21 protein-coding genes are annotated in these 22,696 nt (G+C 34.7%); 12 read left to right on the forward strand and 9 right to left on the reverse strand.

Going from position 1 to position 22,696, the window contains the following annotated elements; all coding sequences use genetic code 11:
• Positions 1–71: 71 nt before the first annotated feature.
• Together OQ292_RS23360 and OQ292_RS23365 are read left to right on the forward strand one after the other, a co-directional pair.
• The gene (locus tag OQ292_RS23360; RefSeq protein WP_284686799.1) at positions 72–530 is read left to right on the forward strand and encodes a (2Fe-2S)-binding protein; all 459 of its coding nucleotides are present in this window, start codon (positions 72–74) and stop codon (positions 528–530) included.
• 4 nt (positions 531–534) lie between these two features.
• A complete protein-coding gene (locus OQ292_RS23365; protein WP_284686800.1) occupies positions 535–2,682 on the forward strand; it encodes a xanthine dehydrogenase family protein molybdopterin-binding subunit in 2,148 nt (715 codons plus the stop codon).
• A 137-nt stretch (positions 2,683–2,819) separates the two neighbouring features.
• On the opposite strand, the gene OQ292_RS23370 is transcribed toward OQ292_RS23365, so the two are convergent.
• From OQ292_RS23370 to OQ292_RS23380, 3 genes are all read right to left on the reverse strand, one after another.
• On the reverse strand, positions 2,820–3,077 hold the full coding sequence (locus OQ292_RS23370) for a hypothetical protein (protein ID WP_284686801.1): 258 nt from the start codon (positions 3,075–3,077) through the stop codon (positions 2,820–2,822).
• A 102-nt stretch (positions 3,078–3,179) separates the two neighbouring features.
• On the reverse strand, positions 3,180–3,584 hold the full coding sequence (locus OQ292_RS23375; protein ID WP_284686802.1) for a hypothetical protein: 405 nt from the start codon (positions 3,582–3,584) through the stop codon (positions 3,180–3,182).
• 11 nt (positions 3,585–3,595) lie between these two features.
• Complete coding sequence (locus tag OQ292_RS23380) at positions 3,596–4,054, reverse strand: SRPBCC domain-containing protein (protein ID WP_284686803.1); 459 nt, start codon at positions 4,052–4,054, stop codon at positions 3,596–3,598.
• A gap of 137 nt (positions 4,055–4,191) precedes the next feature.
• On the opposite strand from OQ292_RS23380, the gene OQ292_RS23385 reads away from it, so the two are divergent.
• The 6 genes from OQ292_RS23385 to OQ292_RS23410 all read left to right on the forward strand — a co-directional run bounded on the left by OQ292_RS23385 (position 4,192) and on the right by OQ292_RS23410 (position 10,939).
• Positions 4,192–5,199, forward strand: a complete 1,008-nt coding sequence (locus tag OQ292_RS23385; RefSeq protein WP_284686804.1) for an AraC family transcriptional regulator — start codon at positions 4,192–4,194, stop codon at positions 5,197–5,199.
• 186 nt (positions 5,200–5,385) lie between these two features.
• Complete coding sequence (locus tag OQ292_RS23390; RefSeq protein ID WP_284686805.1) at positions 5,386–6,468, forward strand: OmpA family protein; 1,083 nt, start codon at positions 5,386–5,388, stop codon at positions 6,466–6,468.
• Between the two features lie 173 nt (positions 6,469–6,641).
• Entirely contained in the window at positions 6,642–8,129 is a 1,488-nt protein-coding gene (locus OQ292_RS23395; protein WP_284686806.1) for a TlpA family protein disulfide reductase, read from the forward strand.
• Positions 8,130–8,154: 25 nt separating this feature from the next.
• Complete coding sequence (locus OQ292_RS23400) at positions 8,155–8,901, forward strand: imm11 family protein (protein WP_284686807.1); 747 nt, start codon at positions 8,155–8,157, stop codon at positions 8,899–8,901.
• Positions 8,902–8,942: 41 nt separating this feature from the next.
• Positions 8,943–9,845: a hypothetical protein gene (locus tag OQ292_RS23405; RefSeq protein ID WP_284686808.1), complete on the forward strand. Its 903-nt coding sequence runs from the start codon at positions 8,943–8,945 to the stop codon at positions 9,843–9,845.
• An 80-nt stretch (positions 9,846–9,925) separates the two neighbouring features.
• Positions 9,926–10,939, forward strand: coding sequence for a phosphotriesterase family protein (locus tag OQ292_RS23410; protein WP_284686809.1), 1,014 nt, complete (start codon positions 9,926–9,928; stop codon positions 10,937–10,939).
• An 18-nt stretch (positions 10,940–10,957) separates the two neighbouring features.
• On the opposite strand, the gene OQ292_RS23415 is transcribed toward OQ292_RS23410, so the two are convergent.
• Positions 10,958–11,713: a class I SAM-dependent methyltransferase gene (locus OQ292_RS23415; RefSeq protein ID WP_284686810.1), complete on the reverse strand. Its 756-nt coding sequence runs from the start codon at positions 11,711–11,713 to the stop codon at positions 10,958–10,960.
• Between the two features lie 62 nt (positions 11,714–11,775).
• Between OQ292_RS23415 and OQ292_RS23420 the strand changes: the two genes are divergently transcribed.
• On the forward strand, positions 11,776–12,561 hold the full coding sequence (locus OQ292_RS23420; protein ID WP_284686811.1) for an AraC family transcriptional regulator: 786 nt from the start codon (positions 11,776–11,778) through the stop codon (positions 12,559–12,561).
• Positions 12,562–12,581: 20 nt separating this feature from the next.
• Here the strand turns inward: OQ292_RS23420 and OQ292_RS23425 are convergent, their stop codons facing one another.
• Positions 12,582–13,310 (reverse strand): sugar transferase, encoded by a 729-nt coding sequence (locus OQ292_RS23425; RefSeq protein ID WP_284686812.1) that lies wholly within the window; start codon positions 13,308–13,310, stop codon positions 12,582–12,584.
• Positions 13,311–13,499: 189 nt separating this feature from the next.
• On the opposite strand from OQ292_RS23425, the gene OQ292_RS23430 reads away from it, so the two are divergent.
• Both OQ292_RS23430 and OQ292_RS23435 read left to right on the forward strand, forming a co-directional pair.
• Complete coding sequence (locus OQ292_RS23430; RefSeq protein ID WP_284686813.1) at positions 13,500–14,999, forward strand: TlpA family protein disulfide reductase; 1,500 nt, start codon at positions 13,500–13,502, stop codon at positions 14,997–14,999.
• Positions 15,000–15,110: 111 nt separating this feature from the next.
• Complete coding sequence (locus tag OQ292_RS23435) at positions 15,111–16,613, forward strand: TlpA family protein disulfide reductase (RefSeq protein ID WP_284686814.1); 1,503 nt, start codon at positions 15,111–15,113, stop codon at positions 16,611–16,613.
• 32 nt (positions 16,614–16,645) lie between these two features.
• On the opposite strand, the gene OQ292_RS23440 is transcribed toward OQ292_RS23435, so the two are convergent.
• Together OQ292_RS23440 and OQ292_RS23445 are read right to left on the reverse strand one after the other, a co-directional pair.
• Positions 16,646–17,152 (reverse strand): outer membrane beta-barrel protein, encoded by a 507-nt coding sequence (locus OQ292_RS23440; protein WP_284686815.1) that lies wholly within the window; start codon positions 17,150–17,152, stop codon positions 16,646–16,648.
• Positions 17,153–17,172: 20 nt separating this feature from the next.
• Entirely contained in the window at positions 17,173–17,325 is a 153-nt protein-coding gene (locus OQ292_RS23445) for a hypothetical protein (protein WP_284686816.1), read from the reverse strand.
• 427 nt (positions 17,326–17,752) lie between these two features.
• On the opposite strand from OQ292_RS23445, the gene OQ292_RS23450 reads away from it, so the two are divergent.
• Complete coding sequence (locus OQ292_RS23450) at positions 17,753–19,075, forward strand: hypothetical protein (RefSeq protein WP_284686817.1); 1,323 nt, start codon at positions 17,753–17,755, stop codon at positions 19,073–19,075.
• Between the two features lie 55 nt (positions 19,076–19,130).
• Here the strand turns inward: OQ292_RS23450 and OQ292_RS23455 are convergent, their stop codons facing one another.
• Both OQ292_RS23455 and OQ292_RS23460 read right to left on the reverse strand, forming a co-directional pair.
• On the reverse strand, positions 19,131–19,994 hold the full coding sequence (locus tag OQ292_RS23455; RefSeq protein WP_284686818.1) for a DUF4249 domain-containing protein: 864 nt from the start codon (positions 19,992–19,994) through the stop codon (positions 19,131–19,133).
• 8 nt (positions 19,995–20,002) lie between these two features.
• Complete coding sequence (locus OQ292_RS23460; RefSeq protein ID WP_284686819.1) at positions 20,003–22,372, reverse strand: TonB-dependent receptor; 2,370 nt, start codon at positions 22,370–22,372, stop codon at positions 20,003–20,005.
• Between the last annotated feature and the right edge of the window lie 324 nt (positions 22,373–22,696).

The following is a 22,696-nucleotide window of genomic DNA, read 5'->3' on the forward strand; positions in this document are numbered from 1 at the left end:
AGCCTTCTCTATTTTTTCTTATGCTACAATTTACTTAAATTTATTAAACTCTGATTATTAAATTTTTTTAAATGGCCTCTTTCAAATTTAACCTCAACGGTAAAACAATACAATTAGATAATGTTGATCCAGATATGCCACTTTTATGGGCTTTAAGAGAAAATCTTGGTTTAACAGGTACAAAATTCGGCTGTGGAATTGCCCAATGTGGTGTTTGTACAGTCCATCTCGATGGAAATGCGATAAAATCTTGTGTACTTCCTGTAGCTGCAGTAGAGAATAAAGAAGTGACAACAATCGAAGGATTATCTGAAAATAACGATCATCCTGTGCAGCAAGCTTGGATAGAAGAACAAGTTCCACAGTGCGGTTATTGCCAATCTGGGCAAATTATGGCCGCTGCTGCTTTGTTAAAAAACAATCCGACTGCCAGCGAAACTGAAGTAGAAGCGGCAATGCAAGCTGTTTATTGCCGCTGTGGAACATACCCAAGAATTAAAAAAGCATTAGCCAAACTCGTAAAATCATAACATTGTGGAAAATACTAAGATAAGCCGAAGAAGATTTGTTCAACTCGGAACTATAGCAGGAAGTTTTCTGGCTGTAGGTTGCATTCCCACCTCAGACGGAAAAGAGATTGTACAAAACTTAAATGGAAATACAGGATACAGTTTAAACCAATTTATTAAAATTGGCTCAGATGGAGTGGTTACCCTTTTTACACATCGCCCAGAAATGGGGCAAGGTACTTACCAGTCTATGCCGATGATTTTGGCTGAAGAATTAGAAACGGATATCAATGCGTTGAAGATCGAAATGTCGGAAGCTAATCGCGATTTATATGGTAGCCAAATGGTAGTTGGTAGTCGAAGTGTAGCATCAGAATATGCAGTTTTAAGAAAAATGGGAGCTGCTGCCAGAGAAATGCTAATGAGTGCTGCGGCTAAAGTTTGGGATGTTTCTCCCAATGATTGCTATGCGGAAAATAGCATGATAAAGCTAAAAAATGCCGACAAGTCTTTGACTTATGGAGAATTAGTTGAAGAAGCGAGCAAATTAGAAGCACCTCAAAATCCGACATTAAAAGATCCCAAAGATTTTAAAGTAATTGGGCAACCTATTCAGCGCCAAGATATACCGATGAAAACCAATGGATCTGCCATTTTTGGATTGGATATGAAGGTAGATGGAATGCTCCACGCAAGTATTGAACGTTCACCTGTGTTTTTGGGCAAAGTAGTTTCTTTTAATAAAGATGAAGTGATGAAAATTGCGGGAGTAAAAGATGTGCTTAAAACGCAAAGAAATGTTTGGGGGCATGAGCGAGAAGGAGTAGCCGTAATTGCCGATTCTTACTGGGCAGCACTAAAAGGTAGAAAAGCTTTAAAAGTTGAGTGGGATAACCAAGATTTAGAACAACATAATTCGCAGGGCATTTTTGACAAATACGAAGAAGATGCACTAAAAGACGGTGATATGTTGCATGCAGTGGGTGATGCAGAAAATACTTTTAAAGAGGGTGGAGAAATTATTGAAGCAGTTTATCAGACACCTTACCAGAGCCATGTGCCTATGGAACCGATGAATGCCATTGTTTCTGTGGAAGAGAATAAAGCTACTTATTGGGGAGCAACACAGAATCCAAATGGTGTGAGGTCGCAATTGCAAAATCAATTGGGAATAGCCCCAGAAAACATTGAGGTGAATTATACTTTTATGGGCGGAGGTTTTGGCAGAAGAAGTATGACTGATATGGTGGAAGAGGCTGCTGACCTTTCTAAAAAGATGAAAGCTCCTGTAAAAGTAACTTGGACGCGTGAAGACGACCAAACACAAGGGCCATTTAGAGCTTGTTCGATCAATGCTTTAAAAGCTAAGTTAGATGATGATGGAAATATTCTAGCTTTAGAACATAAGATTGTTGCGCAAGAAATTAGAAACCAGACTGGCGATAACATGAAAGCCGGTGGGCAGTTAATGGGTGGAGTAAATACAGATTATGAAATTCCGAATTTTTCTGTGAAAGGTGTACTAGAAAAATCTTACATACCGATTACTTATTGGCGTGCGGTTTACCACTCTACCAACCCATTGGCGCATGAGTCTTTTATAGACGAGCTGGCTTACAAAGCGGGCAAAGACCCATTGGAATTTAGGTTGGCTATGGTTAAGAACCATCCAAAATTTTCATCGACCTTAAAGTTAGTAGCAGAGAAATCTGGCTGGTACAACAAACCAATTGGAGATACAGCCAAAGGTGTTGCCATTTGCGAGCGTTCAGGTGGATATTTTGCTATGGTGGTTGAAGTAAAACTGGAAGATAATCAGGTAAAACCTGTTAAAGTAACTACAGCCATCGACTTGGGAATTTGCATCAATCCGGATACGGTTAAAGCCCAAACTGAAGGTTCAATTGTAATGGGTTTAACTGCTGCTTTTGCCGGATTAACCATTAAAGATGGCGCTATTGCCGAGCAAAATTTCGATACTTATCCATTGTTGAGGTATCACGAATGCCCTGAGGTAGAAACCTATATTATTGAGAGTACAGATATTCCGGCAGGTGCTGGCGAAACAGGATTGCCTACTGTGGCTCCTGCATTTACCAATGCAGTATTTGCACTCACAGGCAAAAGAATTAGAAAACTCCCGATCAGTAAAGAAGATTTAATTGCTGGTTAATGAATTTATATTGAAGGCTTTCTGAGTTTAGGAAGCCTTTAATTTTTGAAAAATTCATCGATAACTTGATTAGTCTGTCTTATAAAAGTATAATCCTTTGCATCATAAGATTTAACATCTATACCCAAATCAGAATTTTACCACATTTCTATAGTAGTAATAATTTTATTTGATGATAGATTGAAATAAACATAGTAATCAAGAACACCAGATGTAATTATGATCATTAAATTGGATGCTATTTCTATTGGCTCGCCAACCCATATATCTTCCTTTCCTTCCACTAATTTATTCTTTAAGCTAGCTAATAGTTCTTGAAAGTTATTGCTATTCAATTTGTCGAGATTGATTTTTTGATAGAATAATTTATCAAATCTATCGCTAGATATTTCCATATGAGATAATCTTATTAAGTATCTTTCTAGTCAAACAGGTCTCCCTTCGACCATGCTCTTAAAGCCCCAGTTTATAGGAAATCCTGCAAAAACAAAAGACTTCTAAACAGAATTTCTTTCCAAAGAATTTATAAGCCTCAAAAACCTAAACTGAAAGTAGGCAAAATCTGCGACTACTAGTGAAATGCCGATAATCAGTATTTTACCTGTAAATGTTATACTGAATGGAGAGACGATTAAAAGTACAATGCTTGCTAAAATCCAAAGCACATCTTGTAAAATGATGAACTTCACGAGGCCTTTATTTAATGTCTTACTTAAGGCTACAAGAAAGACAAAAGTGGCAAAAAGGATGAGTGTAAAGCCTATGTACATCAAAATGATGTTTTGATCGAGACCAATCAAATCCCCTATAAATTCAGCAAAAACGGCTAAAATAAAACCAGAGATTGCAGAAAAAACCGCATTAAATTTCAGCGTAATTCTAAGTTGAGATTCAGCTTTCATGGTTCGAGTTTTTAAGCATGATAACTGTTATCTGCAACACTGCATTTTTCTACTTTTTCTTTTAAAGCTTGGTTCATTTGTTCAAACCCTGCTTTGGTTTTTGCACCAATCATTTTGAGTAAAATGCCTACCAATAGGCCAGAGAAATTTTCGCCATGCGTGAAGATTAGTTTTCCATCTTCTTCTCTCAATTTAAAATAGTGTTCACCATCAAATAAACCTTTCACTAAGAACTTACCCAACCAGCGAAACTCTCTGTTTTCTTCGTTTTTCAACACATTTGGCAAGAATTGCTGTTCACTCATTCCTTCTGGTTGAATGTTCACTTTAAGCTTGCCACCAACATGTTTTTCACCTGAAATAGATTTGATAAATGGATTCCAATTAGGATAGTTTTCGAAGTTCATTAAAACATTCCAAACATCTTGTGCACTTGCCTGTATACTGATTTCTGTTTCTAGTTTTTGCATGATTTTAATTTTTTTGATTGATACAAAACTAGATTTCAATGTGAAGAAAAAATTGGCATGAAATGTCAATCAATAGGCATTTGCTGCCAAAATTGAAATGGCTATTGAATCGGCAAAAAGAATCTTTAATTTTAAGCATGACATTCAACGGAAGATTTTTGTTAAACCTGATCGAGTTTGCTGCCACGCAAGGCGCATTGGCAAATGAATTGATCGTATTGAGCGGATTTAGTAAAGATGTACTTTGTGACGAAAGTACCAAGGTTACTTCTGAAGTGTATAATACAGTGGTAGAAAAGGCGGTGTTTTTAACCAAAGACGAATATTTTGGCTTGCATGCCGGAGAATACCTCAATCTTTCTGCTGCCGGTTTAGTCGGGCAGATTAGTCAAACTTCTGCTACTGTAAAGCAAGCATTAGATTTCTGTTGCGAATTTGCGAGTTTGGGTTGCAGAGCTTTACCGATGAAATTGGAAGAAGACCATGCAGATTTTAAACTGGCTTTTGAGCCCGATCCGATTTGGAAGCAAGAATCTGAAATTAGCACCAAACATACCATCGATGGTGCATTGGCTTTTATTTTAAGAGAATTCCACACCTTAACACTTCAAAAATATTATCCGTTAAAGATTCATTTTCAGTTTAAAAAACCGGCAAACACCAGAGAGTATGAGCGATTGTTCAATTGTCCACTCATGTATGCTCAAACAGAAACTGCCATATTCTTTAGCCGAAAACATGTGATGGAGCCGGTTGTAACTTCAAGTTTCGATTTGTTGCGGGTGTTGGTGAAACATGCTTACGAGAAACTGGCAGAGATTGAAAAAGAAAATGGTTTCTACCAAACAGTAAAAAAGGCAGTGGTGAATTTGGTAAAACCTGAGTTTCCGACGATTGAACAAGTGGCGGCTAATCTTAATGTAAGTGTGAGAACACTGCAAAGGAAACTCAGTGACGAAGGTTATACATTTAAAGAAATTATTGAAATGTTGAGAAAAGATTTTGCTTTGAGTTACATAAAAAATCGGGATTTGAGTGTTGGAGAAATTGCTTATTTGTTGAGCTATTCTGATAGCAGCACTTTTATCAGATCATTTAAAAGATGGACTGGAAAGACCCCACAAGCTTATAGAACAATAAATTGATTTAAATCCACAGAAATGAATTTACTGGTTTAGAATTTGATAGCTTAAAATAGGTAAGATTTATCTCGCTTGCACATAGCAAATCTTTGAATTTGACGTTTAAACAGTGTTTTTAACTGAAAATAGATTTTTGCAAGAGGTAATATCTCTACTTATAAATAAGATAATTAGACCAGATTTTTTAACATGCCCCTTAGACTATCAGCATTTTTTGTGTGCTTATCGACCTATCTTTTTAGTAATTTTTGCCTTGCACAAAACTTAGTACTTAATCCTAGTTTTGAAGAAACAGTACCAGATACGATCAATGAAATCACACATTTACATGGAGTAAAAGGATGGCGAGCTCCAGATAGCCATAGAACAATTTATCTTAATCCAACATTTTGTAAAGAAAAGCCCGAATTATGTTTTGGTTTTAATAAAGCCAGAACTGGTAATGCGTGTGCCGGATTAATGATATTTTCTAGAACAAGTAGAACGGCGACATATTCAATGTTGCAAGGATTTCTCAGTAAACCATTGCAGAAAGGGAAAATCTACCAAGTTGAATTTTACTTGAAATTGGCTGATTCATCCAGTATTTATATGAAGAAATTTGATGTTTCGCTAAGTCCATCTACAGCTAAAAAATATACTTTGCCCATAAGCGCTTCTCCTAAACCTTGGATTACCAAATTAAGGGGTAGTTTTCTGAAAGATAAAGAAAACTGGTTACATGTAAATTTCCAGTATATAGCTTTGGGAGGTGAAAAATTTATTACTTTCGGTTGCACTGGTAGAACAAATAGTATTAATAATGTTGAATATGATCTTGCAGATCAAGACTTCTGGAAAAAAAATAACATAATCAATCCTAATTTAAGAACAGCCAAGTATCGCTTGGAGGCGTTTTATTTTATAGATGATGTGTCTGTTACCGAAACCTCGCTCACAGAAGAAAATGGAAGGTTTAGCAGTATCTATTTTAATAGCAATAGCATAAGCATTTCCGAATCAGATTTACAGCGATTGGAGAACTTGGTTAAGTTGAGACTCTCCAACATTCTTAATTTTAAAATCAGCATAGAAGGTTTTGCCGATAAGCAAGGTGAAGAAAAAGACAATGCTGCACTTTCTGAAAACCGAGCGAAAGTAGTAGCCGATTATCTTATTCAAAATGGTGTTTCACCAGAGCGCATCAAAATACAAGGATTTGGTGAAACCCAAGCAGCGCAGCAAAATAGCGATAACGACCGACGTGTAGATGTTTTTTTAAACTTACAATGATTCCTTTGAAGATGATACCTTATCTCATTTGCCTAATATTCCTTTTATTTACCGTGGTATTGCAGGTATTTTACTCTTCGCAAGAAAATCCTGCAGTTGTCTTAATGGAAGAGAGGATTGAATTTTTTTTAATTGATATAACACAAACTTCAACATTTGCCAGATAAACTTATATGAAAAAAGATATTGCAATTTTTCTTCTTGTTTGCTTTAGTACCCTACTTTTTGCAAACTTTCAATTAAGTATTACAGAGTCTCCAGAAAAAAAGAGGTTCAAACTTAGAGTACATACTCCCGATGCTTCTGACGAAGAGGTTTCGATATACTCGGCAAACAGTATCGACTATTCAGATTCGATTATTCATAAAACTACATATGATTCATTGGGCAATGCAGTTTTAGAACTTGATTTACATAAACCGGCATTGGTTTACCTAGATGTCGATAAGGGAAGTGGACATCCAATCTATATCGAACCTAATTATGATATGGAAGTTCTTGTGTATCGTGAGCAAAGCAGGTGGAAGTATTTCTATACAGGCAAAGGCTCAGCAGTCAACAACTATTTAGAGGAAATCAGATTCCTTCAAGATGTTCTGGAAGGTTCTGTAGAAAACTACATAATGAGTTTAGATCCACCAGATTTTGTTGAAAGAGTAGAAGAAATGCGGACTGAGTTCTCTAACTTTCATCAGGCTTATATCGATTCTGTAAAGCTTTCGGCAGAGCAAAAAGCTACCTTAGAGAAGAAAAATCAATTGATGCTGATCTCTTTAAAAGAGAGATATATCGACTTTTATGAAACAGGTTCTTCTTCTGATAAAGACAAAACTAAATGGGGTAAACTAAACGATTCTTTCTATGATTTCCCCTTAGTTGCATCTTATTTTGATAATGAACTTTTAAGAGATGACTACATCGATCAAATAGATGATTACGCTGACCAATATGTGCTAAAACCACTTTACGATAGTTTGCCTAAAATAAGTGCTACACAAATAAATGATACTTTGGCTGTTGGTGAGGTGTTGCCTTTTCTTATTGCTGATGCCATTAAGCAAAGAGATTATCCTGAAAAGATTAAGGAGTTGATGTTGGCACAAAATACATTAGAGGTTTTAGATAATGGTATATCTCATATTTCGGATAGTTTGCTCAACAATTTTGAAAAGCTTTATCCTAAGTCTGAATTTCTGTATTACATCCATAAACAGATCAAAAAAGTACAGCCACTCACTGTCGGAAACATTGCCCCCAATATTACTGGAATTACTTTTGGTGGAGAGCATTTTTCATTAGATCAATTAAAAGGAAAAGTGGTGTATGTGGATGTTTGGGCAACTTGGTGTGGACCATGTAAAACAGAAATGCCTTTTGCTGAAAAACTACAAGATGAGTTTAAAGGGAATGATGAAGTGGTTTTCTTAAATGTTTCTGTTGATGCTAAGAAAGAAAAATGGGATGAAATGCTAAAAGAAAAGCCAATTGGAGGTGTGAATATCATTATTCCAACAGATGATTTAAGCGCTTTCCTGAAAACTTATTCAGTTTCAGGCATTCCTCGCTATATTTTGATTGATCAGGAAGGCAAGCTTATAGACGCGAATGCACTAAGACCCTCAACCGGAAAAGTAAAAGCAGAGATTGAAAAACTGTTGTAATATTCACTAAATGTAAAGACTGGATATGGAGCTATTACCTCATAATTTCTATACAATGGAGCCTACTTATGAAGCTGCTCAATGGTCAGTAGGAATGACGGTTGAAGAGGCTAGTAAAACCCAATTTTATGAGAAGTTTGGCAGGGAAGTGCGCCAACTTTGGAATATCGAAGGGACTATAAATGTAAATCTTTGGTATAAATACTTCGACAATACAAAATATCAAAATCTGGGATATTGTGATTTACATAAGTGGGTAGGAGATGTAATGCACGAACCTCCGATGAAGGGTGGGCCCACTGCATTTTATTTGATAATGAGCGAAAGAGTGGCAGATATTTTTGAAATGTATGCTAAAACAAAGCATCGTTTTCACGAAATGCAGATCAGCAAAGAAGATACAAATGAGCAACGAAAGTATTTTTTATATCAGACTGTTAACACTATCTACCAACTTCTTGATTATGATTTAACCCAGTTCTATGTAACCGATATGAGACAAACAGAAGTTTATGCTGATGTTGAGCAAGGGCAAATTAACAATGAATCTGAATACAAAGCATTTGTGGAGTTTTTGCGAGAAAGAGTTCGGTTTAAAAATGTTATGCCAAAGCAATTAATCTTTAAAGAATTCTATCATGTTTTTCAAAGTATTGATGGCCGAATTGTGATACATGAAGAATTAAAGTCGCATTTGGAAAGTTTGGAGTTGAAAGGTGTTCGCTTTATTCCTTATAAAAAATGTGAGGTATTTTTTAATCTTGATTCATAATAATCTGGTATTTAGTTCGCTACCGATTAAAACAATACTCAATGAAACAGATACTGATTTTTTTACTATTTTTTGCCTTTATTACCAATTTAAATGCCCAATCTACTAAGAGTTTAAGCCAACAGCTATGGGATGTAGTGCAACCATGTTATTCAAACTTTGAAGATATGGATGACGATGGAAAAGTAGATTTTGATGAGTTGATTGATGATTCTAAAAATGGTTATTTAAAAATATCGGGTAGCTGGCCAACTTGTGGTTGTGATTGTACCAGTACGGTTGGGGCTTTTAAAGATAAATCTGGTAAATACACTTTTGTAAAGAAAGAAACCTATAATTGTTCTTGGTCTTTTGCAGTTTCAGCTAATAGAGATTTAAAAACTGTTTTACCTGATGATATTTTAAGTGCCGGTTTCTTTTCAAATCCTATTTCGAATTTTGGCGAATATGCTATTTTCTTTTTAGACATTGAGATTCCACAATATGGCACAGATACAAAAGTGAGTATCGAATTGATTCCCTTTGGCTTACTCAAAAAAAGTAACAGTGTGATGGCTTTCAGTTTCTCAGAGGAAGACGATGTTATAAGAGTTTTTCCACTGTACAGACTAGCTCGATTAGTAGAGGATGTTTCCGATAATAAAACAATTGATTATATCTTGAATAATCAGTTTGAAAAAATAAATGCAACTGATAAAAAATTAATAGCAGGTTTAATTGGAGATGATATGAGCCAATTTAAATCGGAAACAGAGTTGGGTAATCATCTGAAAAGCATGAAAAAGATTTATGAAATTTACCAGCAAATTAGCCATCAGACATTAACCTTAGGTTGGGATAAAGAAAAAGGGAAGTTTTATATCAAAGAGAAAGGTAGCAAACCTAAAGAGACCACTTTTAAAGAGTTTGTAACTAAAAATGGATTTTGGGGTCCAGTTTGTTAACACTCTGTAGAACAAAAATCTTCCGGAATTGCTAAATTGGTTTTATTTAACAGTATCCACTATCAATTCCGGAAATTACCTTGAAAACACTTTATTACTTATCCGTAGCATTTTTTGTTTTAGCAGCCTGCCAACCCCAAAAATCTGACTTTTCCATCATGACTGTTACTGGGGAAATTGCCTCCATAGATATGGGAAATTCACTGATTCATGAACACATATTGGTCGATTTTATTGGTGCAGATAGTACTGGTTACCATCGCTGGAACAAGCAAGAGGTGATGGAACTAGTTTTACCTTTTTTAGAAGAAGTAAAGGCACAAGGAGTAAAAACTTTTGTAGACTGTACACCGGCACATCTCGGTAGAGACCCAATTTTATTAAGAATGCTTTCGGATGAAAGTGGTTTGCAAATTATTACCAATACAGGCTATTATGGGGCAGTTAATAATAAGTATTTGCCCGAACATGCTTATACCGAAACTGCTGACCAGTTAGCTGCCAGATGGATTGCTGAGTGGAAAAATGGGATTGAAGATACAGGTGTAAGACCGGGATTTATCAAAACCAGTGTTGAGTCAGGAAGTCTTTCAGCTTTGCATCAAAAACTGATTCGGGCAGCAGCAAAAACACATTTACAAACTGGGCTCACCATCGCTTCGCATACAGGCTTGGCAGTTCCTGCTTTTGAGCAAATGGCAATTTTAGAGAGCGAAGGTGTTTCGCCTGAAGCATTTATTTGGGTGCATGCTCAGAGTGAAAAGGATTTATCTACACATATTAAAGCTGCTAACAAAGGCTGCTGGATCAGCCTCGATGGATTAAATGAAAATCAATTTGACCATTACATTGAGATGTTGCAGAACCTTAAAAAAGAACAGCTTTTATATAAAGTGCTCATTTCGCATGATGCTGGTTGGTATTCTCCGGGAGAAGAAAATGGTGGAGACTTTAAAGGTTTTACCTTGTTATACGATCAGTTTTTACCAAAACTCAAACAATCTGGTTTTACTGATGCAGAAATAAGATTGATGACTTTAGAAAATCCGATGAATGCATTTAGCAAAAGAGTTAGAGAGATGAAAACGGAATAATTTCATCTCTCCATTTAGTTATTTTTTGCCTACAAAAATCTTGATTGGGTAGTGTAAATACACTTTCCAATTTTCTTTGGAGACACTAATGCCTAAATTATCAATACCTATATCATTCAAAATCATTGTTTTTAGCTTTTGCTGATCTTCTGGAAATGAAGCTTTCAATTGTTCTTCCAATTCAATTTTCATTTGATAACTGCTGTCAGTTCTATCTCTTAATCCAGATTCATTTATAAGCAAGTCGAATTGATTATGAGAAAGCGCAGCCACATGAGAATTATCTCGAAGTTTCTCCATTCGATTGTAAAAATCAATTTTAGAATCAGGTAAAGTAACATCAACTATCATTACAATTCCATCTGCTATGCAAACTCTCTTCATTTCGGCAAGTACTTTTGCAGGTTCAAGAAAATGATGAAAGCCAAACCTTGAGATTACGATAGAGAAACTATTATCCGCATAAGGTAGGGCAGTTACGTCGCCAGTTTGCCAATTGATATTTTTAAGATTGCGCTGATCTTGAAGATTTTTCGCTTCATTCAACATTCCTTCGGTAATATCAATTCCGGTGACAGAAGCGACATGTTTGGCAAAAGCACAAGCCACAATACCAGAACCACAGGCTATATCGAGAACCGTATCTTCTTTAGATGCATGGCTCATGTAAATGAGCTGATCCAGTGCATCGCTATGAGAGACTATATTCGTATAGCCTTTTGCTTGTTTAGAAAATTGCGCTACAATTTTGTCATTGTGTGTTTTACTATCCATTGTTTTATCTTTTTTACAAAGATCATTTTCAAAACTGGTGTCTTAGTAACTACATTTAGCCAATGGATAAAGATTATCAGACAGATGTTACGGTTGGCTTAGGTTATGAGCTGAATAAAGAAAGACCGATCACTACTTATTCAGAAAACTTGCTCAATGCAAAGTGTGCTGAGATGCACGCACATCCACGTGCTCAAATAATTACTTGCAGCCGAGGGGTAATGGAAGTAGTTACTCCTGAAAATATTTGGATAGTGAATCCGATGCAGAGTGTTTGGCTACCCGGAAACACCGCGCATCAGGTATACTTTCCAGGTAATGTGAAAGTAGATTCCATTTTTATTGATCCATCAAAAACTGATGCGCTACCAACTGCGACTTTTGCATTTGATCATTCAGATTTTTTTAAAAGTTTGATGAATAAAATCATCTCTTTTTCGAATACAGAAGTGCACACTTTACCTCAAGAAAGAGTTTTAGCAGTATTTTTAGATGAAGTTGCTACGATTACACCCACTAAAACCTATTTGCCGACGAGTAGCGATAAGAGGGTTAAAACAGTTACAGATGCTTTACTTAGAGATATTTCGGCTAACTACACAATTGAATATTATGCAGCATTGGCTTGTGTGAGTTCAAGAACTCTATCTCGATTATTCTTAAAACATTTGGGTATCTCTTTTGGCGATTGGCGCATTCGATTAAAACTATTTGAAGCCATTAGACAACTAAGCGAGAACAAATCTGTAAAAGAGATCGCATTCGATTTGGGCTACGAAAACACCAGTTCATTTATCCATACTTTTAAAAAATATTTGGGGACTACGCCTGCAAATTACTTTCAATAAAGAGCGAAATGAAAGAGGCTTTATTTAGCTCCTTTGCCAGTAATTACTGCGACTATGGTTAATATTAAAAGTTTTAAGTCTAAGCTAAAACTGGCATTTTGTGCATAGTAAAAATCATAGCTAAACTTCTCTTGCATGCTCAAATCTCCTCTACCATTTACCGAAGACAAACTGCTCATTCCCGGTTTGTATAAACTTATACATCTTAGGTATTCATCTACTTTTGCGTGGTTGTAGTTTTCTATTTTGTGTAAATGTGGTAGATAATAAACAGGTATTGGTCTGTGCCCGATTAAACTCATATCGCCTTTAAGAACTAACCAGAATTGAATAATTTCATCTATGCTGGAGATTCGCCAAAACTTACCAGTTTTTGTGGTTGAGTATTGAGGTTTTTTCTGAATTCTGGTGTGATCTACCATGTCTCTTTTTTCAATTACTTTTAGTGTTCTCAACTTGTACATGGTAAATGTTTGGCCATTGTAACCGTATCTTTCTTGTTTAAAAAGAAATGGTACTTTATCAATAATAGTTACAAGTAGGCATGCCAATAAGAATAGTGGGAAAAGAAATATAAGACCAATTGTGGCACCGAAAATATCTAAATATCGCTTGAGCGGACTATTGAGGTATAGATAACTTTTAATCAGTTTATTAACAAAATCTTCTTCTTGTTGTGGATTAAAATCTGTAGAAATAGATGTATTTTGATATGTTGAATTTACTAGTGTAACTTCTTTTTGAGGCATTAATATTTTTGAAAAAATTGATGAAGAATTGCAGTTGGTATATGTTGGATTCTATAATTTAGTATTACGCCAAGAGTTTCATAAAAGATGCGAAATTTAGCCAAAAATAGATTTTTTTCTTTATAAAAGTTGAATACATGTATCTAATTATGAGTATTGGATTATACAAATAGGCCTAAATTTTTGTATATGAAATTTCATTTCAACTTACTCATTCTCTTCATTGTTATATCTATTTTTGCCAGTTGCTTACCAGAAAATAGCACAGCTATTTTGAAAGGTAGTTTCAAATTGAAAATCTCAGCTCCTGATAGCAAATCTAAAGCAGTGATATTTAAAACTGTAAATGCATTTAATTATCAAGATTCTATAATTAATACTTACGAGTTAGACTCATTAGGTGAGCTATTAATTGAAGAAAAGCTAGAATCACCTCTTAGAGCTTTTGTAGAAATAAAAGATAAAAGTTATTCCGTTTACCTCAGTCCGGGAGATGATCTTCAATTGAAAATTATTAATAAAGGAGAGGAGATTGTGCATAACTATTCAGGTAAAGGTTCAGCCGTAAATAATTATTTTCTTCAAAGTGATTCCATACATCAAAAACTGATTGAAGGAAATGGAAACATCATTTTTCGCTTAAATCCTACTGATTTTAATGCAAGAATTGATTCAATAAGAATGGCACTTCAGCAATTCCACAAAGCATATACAGATACTGTAAATCTTCCCGAAAACATCAAAAAATCACTTGCATTAAGAGATAGAATTAATCTTATTGGATTAAAGCTAAGCAACGACCTAGCAAACTATGATGAAAACGAAAATTTAAATCTTGGGAGAGAAAAAAATACGAGTGATAATTTCGATACAAGTTATTTCACAATACCATTTGAACCTACTTTACTAGAAGATGAGTTGACCAAAGATTTATATGCGCAATCATTAGCGCTTTACTTAACTTTAAATATAGCTTGGCCTGCATTTAATATGCTAGATGTAAAAGATGGTTATGTGAATGATTCGATCCCACAGGCTGAAGTATTTCCATATGTTACCTCTCAAATGCTAAAAAAGACGAAGTTACCGCATAATGTAAAAGAGTTTCTAACAGCAAAAGAGGTATATGCAAACCTGCAATCAAATGGCATTTCAATAAGTTCTGATAGTCTGATTAATGATTTTAAAAGGAATTATAAAGACTCAAAATATTTAGCCGATATTCAAAAAGAATATATGAGGCGACTTTCAATTGTACCGGGTAAACCAGCACCAGATTTTATGGGACTTACTCCCGAAGGTGATCAAGTTTCATTAAGCGATTTTAAAGGCAAAGTGGTTTACATGGATTTTTGGGCAACTTGGTGTGGCCCGTGTATTAAGCAGTTCCCACATGCAAAAATCTTAGAAGAAGAGTATGAAGGAAATAATGAAGTAGTATTTCTTTATGTATCGATGGATAGAGATAAAGAAAAATGGCAAAAAATGGTGAAAGCTAAAAACCTTTCTGGTATACACATTCTTGATGTAGAAAAAGACGAAAAATCTACTTGGCAAAAATACTTACTCACTGGTGTACCACAGTATATTTTGATAAATCAGGCAGGTTTAATCGTAAATGAAAATCCACCAATTCCCTCTTCTGGCAAAGTAAAAGCTGAAATAGATAAGCTTTTAAAACAAGGTTAAGATTACGATTTTTCATAAAAAAATATACTCAGCGGTCTAAAGGTCTTTGTCTAACATTATAGTGGTAAATCCTTTTGTCACTTTAAATATTATAAGCATTAGACTGATTTCATGAAACAAGCTGTCAATTTTTTAATCTCTATTTTTTCGGTATTACTATTCGCAAATTGCCAACCTCAAAGAAATACAGAAGACTTAAAAGATAAATTTAAATTAAGAGTTTCGGCATCTCAAACTGACTTACCGTCAGTAATACTAAAAAAAGTAAATGCGATAGATTTTCAAGATTCTATTATCATAATTCAAGAACTAGACTCTTTGGGAGAACTCGTAATTGAGGAAAGTTTACATGCTCCATTACTTACCTATTTGGTTGTTGATGATATAAACCATCCTGTTTATCTCAAACCCGGTGATAATTTAACTGTGCATGTTAATCAATCTGAAATCTATTTTTCTGGAAAAGGTGCTGAGTTAAGTAATGCTGTATCGCAATATCTAAAGCAATTTCTAGCGATTAGAGAGCAGTATGTGGTTTCTAATGGCAATATGATTTTTAATTTAGATTATTCTCATTTTGTTGATAGGATGGATTCTTTACAAAATGCACTGGGAGATTTTCATCAAGCTTTTATTGATTCAGTAAACTTACCACAAGAGTTGAGCAACTCGCTGGAAAATAGGAACAGAATCAACTTAGTTTGGCTAAAAGAAAATTGTGAGCTGGCAAATCCTGAAATGAATAATAGTTTAAACATAGAAAAGAGCGAGAAAAAACTTGACAGTGTATATTTTGCTTTCCCTTTTTCAGATACTTTGCTGAAAGATCAATTCACTGCACTTGATTACACGATTGCAGCGCAAATGTATTTAGACTTACACGTGCTAAGACCAGCATACAAGAATCTACCACAAGTAAAAAATGGTTATATCAACGATTCCATACCGTCTGAAGAAGTAATCCCTTATGTTACAAATCAATTGATAGAGAATATGGAGATTTCGGAAGAGGTAAAAGAGTTTCTTTTAGCAAAAAATACCTTATCTCGAATAATGGATAACGGAATTAGTGAAAGTACTGATAGTTTGATGAATAACTTCAAAAGAACTTATAGTAACTCTATTTACACGGCTGCTTTAGAAAATGAATATAGAAATTGGAATGCGATTATTCCGGGCAAGCCAGCTCCAGATTTTGTAGGCATTACACCAGAAGGCGAGAAAGTTTCTCTCAGTGACTTATGTGGCAAAGTAGTTTATATTGATTTTTGGGCAACTTGGTGCGGCCCATGTATAGAACAATTTCCGTATTCGGAGCAGCTAGAAAGTGAGTTTGAAGGAAGTGAAAATGTAGCTTTTTTGTATGTTTCTGTTGATAAGAACAAAGAAAAGTGGGAGAGGATGATAAAAAATAAAAACCTACATGGTTTACATGTAATTGATGCAGAAGTTGCCAATCACGAAAAATCTGTTTGGAATAAATATGTATTAAGAGGCGTACCTCGATTTATTTTGGTAGATCAGTCGGGTTTAATCGCAAACGAAAATGCTCCAATTCCATCATCTGGTAAAGTAAAAGCAGAGGTTGATAAGCTTTTAGCAAAAGGTATTTAACTATCTAGCTAAAAGCCTATCAATTGTGAGATTTATAAAAAGTTTAAACCCCAAATTATATGAAAACTATTGTGTTTTAATTGATTGTCAGGAAAAAATTCATCTGTAGAGAAACTATTAAAACTTCTTTTGTGCATTACTGAAAGATAAATGACAAACTTTTCACTAGTTTTTGTACTAAGTCCAATTTCTCCTAATCCTGCAAAGTCGAACTTTGTTATGTTATCATTAAATATCACTTCATTCTTGTCAATAATCTCATTATTCTCGCTATAAACAGTTGTTTTTACTTTTGCTCTTAATAAGTAAGATGGAGCAATTCCAGTTTTTATAAAAATATGTCCTCTTTTTTCAAACATATTTATCAGGTTATATCTAATCTTTAATGGTACTGATAAATAGTTGTATCTGAACTGATAATTAACACTTTGGCTAGTTTGGTAATTTCTGTCAAAACTAAAACCGTTTGGACTATAAAAAAGCTCTGCACCTAAAGACAACTTTTCTTTCAGGAAATATTCAAAAGTTGAACCTCCCACTGTTTTGGATGTTCTATTTTCTACACCTTCAAATTTTCTACACCTTCAAAATCTTCAGATGAAATATAGGCAATTGACTGTTGGACAGAAGCTCCAAAATGGAATTTTTTATCTTGAGCTAATGCAATTGAGTTTAATGCGACGAATAAAATGATAGAGATATAGTATTTCATAGTGCTAGAAAAAATGCGATTATGCCTGAAATTAGGGTTAAATATTTATTTCCGCCACTATTTAGGCTTTTTTGTGATTTACACTACTTTACACTTTTTTATTACTTTTTAGTCAGTAAAGTGAACTTTTCATTTTTTTGAGATCAACTTTCAAAAATTAGAGGTTTTCTACTCTTTCTCTATTACAGATACTACCTTTTTTAAATTACTTCGATAAAATTCAAATTTTAAGGTTTTACTATTAACAAAATTGATTTATCAGTCCAGATTTAAATTGTCAATCGTGTGAAATTTATTACATAATAATAATTTAATTTAAATTTTAATAAATGTGATTTTGCTTCAAAGTCCGTTAGGGTGGTGATTTTTATTTAGCCTACAGCTAATAAATGTTACTTAAAAAAATTATTTACTTAATTAACCTAGCATGAAGAAAATCTCAATTCTCAACTGGCTTTTAGTGCTCTCTCTGTTCTACTTTACCGCATGTAATAAAGATGATGAAGAAATTGGAGAATTAGAAGAAACCTTTCCAGAAGCAACCGCTGAATCACACAAATCAACATTAGAGCAAACGGGTATAGATTTTACCACTGAGCTCGAAAACATGAAAGACATTGAGTCTGTAAATTATGTAGTTACATTATTAGATTTCTTTGACCTAGACGATCCTTTCGACGATGATTCTGAACCAGTAGTAAATGGAAGAAGAAGTGCAACTTACTTTTTGCACGATATTAAAGCATTTAGCTTAGGCAAATTAACATTAAAAGACCTAGCAAAAGGTAGAATTGCCGAAGGTGGTGATAGCATTGAAGAAGCTTTCGATTCAATTAAAGGTACTTATACTTGGAATAGCTCAACTTCTGAGTGGGATTTTACAGAAGGTGGTGATAAAGTGATTTTTGAATTCCCTTCTGAAGAAGGCGGTACTACTAATAATGCAGTTTTTACCATCCACAATTATGCTGGTGTAACTATCTCTGGTAATCCTTTAGAAGAAAATGAAGATTACACTGGTGACCTTCCTGCTGAGTTAGATGCAGATTTAGTAATCGATGGTACTACTGTTATGGAATATGGTTTCGATATTAGCTATAACACAGATGGAGTTCCAACAAGTGTTTCTACTACTTTATCGCTAAGCCCATATTCATTAACTTATAGCTTAACAAATAGCACATCTGAAATTACTTCTGGTTATAAATTACAAAAAGGAGATTCTAACATCATCGCTGTAAATCTTGGTGTAAGTGGTAACTTCGATATAGACAATATTGAGAGTTCTGCAGACGACGAAGATATTTCTGGTGTAGTAAGTGCTGGTGAAGTTAGCTTACAATTATATGATATTAAATTTGTAGCTGATCTTTCAGATGTTGAAGGTTTAGCTGACGAATTAGACGCAATTGAAGCAAAACAAGATAATGATGATTATGAAGGTGCTGCTTTAATTTTAGAAACAGCAATGAATGATCACTTAAGCTTTAAAGTGAAATATGCGAGCAAAAACGAAATTATTGCTGTCGGAGTTTTTGAAGGTATTGTTATGGAAGATACTTACACTTACTACGAGTGGGATGCAGATGCACAAGATTGGATAGAATACGAAGCAGTTGACACATGGATTGAGCCAAATATGATTCTTCAGTTTGGTGATGATTCTAAAGTAAGTATTGATACTTATTTTGAAGAAGGTTTTGAAGACCTAGAGCAAGCAATTGAAGATTTACTTGAGTCTATAGATTAAGTAAAAAATTATAAAATGCATTTAGATGAAAGCCCTGATATTTATATCAGGGTTTTTATTTTACAATTAATTGATAATAAGTTGCTCCATACCCTCCCCAAACTCCTAAAGTTCCTTCTCCGGTATTAGATAATATTTCGTTGCCAGACGATGTAAAAGGATTACCTACAGAATAAGCTTCTCTTTCAAGCGTGCGCCAAAAATCAAAATGAGCTTTATCTAAAGAGCAAAACTTTACTCTAATTGTATCTCCTTTGGTAAAATATATATCATCTGCAATTTCTGTAAGACTTTGCGAACCTCTCAGTATGTTAAGCGAAAAAGTCTCTCCATTAAAGTATTTATCGCCAAGCGTAGACAAATACATGGGCACATATTTTACATCTTTATTTTCTCTATAGGTAAAAATGCGGTAGTAATTTTCTTCTTCAGCATTATCTGTAAATTCAGCTCCAAGTAAAGCCAATGTATCTTCAGAACTATCAAACTCGAATGAGAGATTATCAAACTTTGGTGGCTCTGGTATACTTGTTTCAGCCTGATAAACTTGCCCTTGTGTCTCAACAGTTAGGGTATAAGTTTTGCCAACTTCTCCGACTAGTTCTGTGCCTTTATAATAGTAAGGAGGAAATTTATCACTGTTTTTAGTAAGTGTGAGTACTTCAGATTTTTCACCATCAGAAATAGAAACCTTTGCAGTAGAAACTAAAGCTTCTCTTAAAGCGGCTGAGTCAATATCTGCAAAGTAAGAAGCGCTTTTTGTTAAGGTAACTTGTGCATATTTTCCCTGTTCTATTTGGCCATCTATTACCAATTTAGGCTCATAAGTAGGCAGTTTTAAATCCCCGGCTTCATCTTCACAAGCTGTGAGTAGAAGAAAGAACATTGAGATTATATATAAAGGAATGTATTTTTTCATAGCTGATTTTAGAATTCAAATCGATAGGCAACTGATGGAAGCACTGGAAACAAAGAAACTTTTTTTGCCGAAATGGTTAGGTTGTACTCATTCACATCTCCATCCACATCGAAATAGATGTAGTACGGATTTCTCCGATTATAGACATTGTAAACAGAAAACACCCAGAAAGACTGATAAGCATTGCTTGATTTACCTTTTAAAGTGGCTGAGAAATCTAAACGGTGATAGGCTGGCATTAAAAAGTTATTTTTGCTGCCATAATCGTTTATCACATTGCCATCGATTAAATACCTGCCAGTGGGAAGGGTTAATCGGTTGCCAGTGGCATATACAAAAACAGAAGAAAACTTCCATCGCTCATTTAATTTGTAATTGCCTACAAAAGACAAATCGTGCAATCGGTCGTATTTTGCAGGGAAAATCTTGCCTTGATTCAATTCGCTAAACTTTCGGGTAGTCTTGGATAGTGTATAAGACAACCAGCCGGTAAATCGACCAGTTTTTTTCTCCACATACATTTCTAATCCAATAGATTTCCCTTTTCCGAAAGTGAAATTATCGTCGAAGTTGTTGCCGCTGCTGTAGCCAAATAAAACACCATTTCGGTATTCTACTTGATTTTGCATGAACTTGTAATATAAAACTGCGGAAGCTTCCCAAGCGTTTTGCTCAAAGTTTTTGAAGTAGCCAATGGAGTACTGGGTTCCAATTTGTGGTCGTATCTTTTCTGAGCTAGGTACCCAAATATCTGTCGGTAAAGAAACAGAAGAAACTGGTGCCAGATGAATGTATTGAAAGGTGCGATCGAAAGAACCTTTAATAGAAGATGCATCATTCAGTTTATATCTGAAAGAAGCTCTTGGTTCTAAACCAGAATAAGTTTGAATGTTTGCACCAGACTTATAAAAAAGTGTATCTACAGTTTGCCCAGTTTCATTAGCAAGGTATCTGGTAAATGGCCCTCGATGCATAAAACCACTAAGCCTCAAACCTACATTTACCAATATTTTTTCATTCAATTCGAATTCATCATTTACAAAAGTAGCTGCTTCTAAAGCATACAGTTTCTCAGGTTGCCCTAAGTCTATTGCATCGTCTTTGGTACCTAATACGATGTTATTCGGCGTAAATCGATGCCAGATATAATCAGCTCCAATGGTGATATTGTGCTTTTTTATATTGGTTGATGATAGTGTAAACTTGGCTCCATAATCTCTAATACCAGAAGATAATTTAAGCTCGTAGTTGGTGATTACAGCACCTAAATCAAGTTGATAATCGGTGGCATACACTGTAAAATCTGAGATTAAATCTGGATTGAAAACATGTTGCCATTTTATAGAGCCTAATTGGTTTTGCCAGCGAATCGAGTTTTCAAAATCGTTTACTCCTTGATATAAAAAATCGTCTGTACCTTTATACAGATTAAAAGTGAGTCTGTCTTTCTTAGTGATTAAATGATCGTAATTCACATTTAAATCATAAAAATAGTAATTGGGCTGTTTCTTTAATTCTTCGATACTGTTTGAAAGCCCTTTGAGAATCAAATCGACATAAGTTCTTCGTGCTGAAACTAGGAGGGAAGATTTTTTATTGATTACAGGTACTTCTAAAGTCGCTGCGGCAGATAAAACGCCAAAATTACCTTTAACATGGCTTTTGTTTTTATCAGCATGTTTAGAGTTTACTTCTAAAATTGAAGAAAGCCTACCACCAAATTGCGCCGGAATCCCACCTTTGAGGATATTGAATTTTTCTACCGTGTTACCATTAAAAATGGAGAAGAAACCAAATAGGTGACTCGGATTATAAACCGGCACATCATCCATCAATATCAAGTTCTGATCTAAAGTGCCACCTCTCACATAGATTCCCGAATTTCCCTCACCAGAAGATTGCACTCCCGGCAGATATTGAATGCTTTTGAGTGGATCAACCTCACCAAGAAGAAAAGGTAAATCTTGTATGTCTTTTATGCTCAATTGCTTAGAACCGGCCTCAATTCCCTGTATGTGTGCATTTTCTGCTTCGGCAAGAATGGTTACCTCCTCGGTAGTAAAAACGGATGGCTTTAAAGCTAGCGCGAACTCAGATTGTTGATGTGTATCAATGGTAGCACTGTATTTTTCATACCCAACGTATGAAACCAGAATTTCATAAACTCCTTTACTTAGCTTAATCGAAGCAATTCCAGTAAAATCTGTAAGCAGATTGTTGTCTTTGTCTTTTATTAAAATATGCGCTTTAAATAGCGGTTCACCACTTTCACTATCAGTTACTACAAATTTGCATTCACTGGTATTTGGCAAATCATTTTGTTGGCTAAAGCCTACAAATACTTGACAAAGCAGTATTAAAAACAGAAAGTATTTCAAGAATTGAGTCACCAGGGTAAAAGCAAAAAAAATATCAATTAAAAAATCTCTGATCAGTGTGAATAGCTACAAACACCTAGTAATTTTTACGCCGGCAAATACAAAAAATTTTAAGGGAAGGGACTTTTCATTAAAAGGCTATTTAGAAAGTGATTTTCATTTATTTAGCTTAATTTGAGCAAAAAAGTAAATTATTGAATTAAGATTAACTGAAGGCAATATGTTCTTTAACTGGATAAAACTAAACTTACTCCTCATATTTATTTTTGCTAATATATATCCTACTTTTCACCTTACCGGACCATCTCAAATTTATTCGGAGAT

The organism is Chondrinema litorale, assembly GCF_026250525.1.
GTDB lineage: Bacteria > Bacteroidota > Bacteroidia > Cytophagales > Flammeovirgaceae > Chondrinema > Chondrinema litorale.

Excerpts from the sequence above, each read along its gene's own strand:
- OQ292_RS23385 (WP_284686804.1), top strand. The coding sequence starts at position 4,192 with ATGACATTCAACGGAAGATTTTTGTTAAACCTGATCGAGTTTGCTGCC.
- OQ292_RS23380 (WP_284686803.1), bottom strand. The coding sequence starts at position 4,054 with ATGCAAAAACTAGAAACAGAAATCAGTATACAGGCAAGTGCACAAGAT.
- OQ292_RS23425 (WP_284686812.1), bottom strand. The coding sequence starts at position 13,310 with ATGCCTCAAAAAGAAGTTACACTAGTAAATTCAACATATCAAAATACA.
- OQ292_RS23375 (WP_284686802.1), bottom strand. The coding sequence starts at position 3,584 with ATGAAAGCTGAATCTCAACTTAGAATTACGCTGAAATTTAATGCGGTT.
- OQ292_RS23450 (WP_284686817.1), top strand. The coding sequence starts at position 17,753 with ATGAAGAAAATCTCAATTCTCAACTGGCTTTTAGTGCTCTCTCTGTTC.
- OQ292_RS23415 (WP_284686810.1), bottom strand. The coding sequence starts at position 11,713 with ATGGATAGTAAAACACACAATGACAAAATTGTAGCGCAATTTTCTAAA.
- OQ292_RS23430 (WP_284686813.1), top strand. The coding sequence starts at position 13,500 with ATGAAATTTCATTTCAACTTACTCATTCTCTTCATTGTTATATCTATT.
- OQ292_RS23445 (WP_284686816.1), bottom strand. The coding sequence starts at position 17,325 with ATGAAATACTATATCTCTATCATTTTATTCGTCGCATTAAACTCAATT.
- OQ292_RS23400 (WP_284686807.1), top strand. The coding sequence starts at position 8,155 with ATGGAGCTATTACCTCATAATTTCTATACAATGGAGCCTACTTATGAA.
- OQ292_RS23455 (WP_284686818.1), bottom strand. The coding sequence starts at position 19,994 with ATGAAAAAATACATTCCTTTATATATAATCTCAATGTTCTTTCTTCTA.
- OQ292_RS23435 (WP_284686814.1), top strand. The coding sequence starts at position 15,111 with ATGAAACAAGCTGTCAATTTTTTAATCTCTATTTTTTCGGTATTACTA.
- OQ292_RS23390 (WP_284686805.1), top strand. The coding sequence starts at position 5,386 with ATGCCCCTTAGACTATCAGCATTTTTTGTGTGCTTATCGACCTATCTT.
- OQ292_RS23360 (WP_284686799.1), top strand. The coding sequence starts at position 72 with ATGGCCTCTTTCAAATTTAACCTCAACGGTAAAACAATACAATTAGAT.
- OQ292_RS23405 (WP_284686808.1), top strand. The coding sequence starts at position 8,943 with ATGAAACAGATACTGATTTTTTTACTATTTTTTGCCTTTATTACCAAT.
- OQ292_RS23370 (WP_284686801.1), bottom strand. The coding sequence starts at position 3,077 with ATGGAAATATCTAGCGATAGATTTGATAAATTATTCTATCAAAAAATC.
- OQ292_RS23420 (WP_284686811.1), top strand. The coding sequence starts at position 11,776 with ATGGATAAAGATTATCAGACAGATGTTACGGTTGGCTTAGGTTATGAG.
- OQ292_RS23395 (WP_284686806.1), top strand. The coding sequence starts at position 6,642 with ATGAAAAAAGATATTGCAATTTTTCTTCTTGTTTGCTTTAGTACCCTA.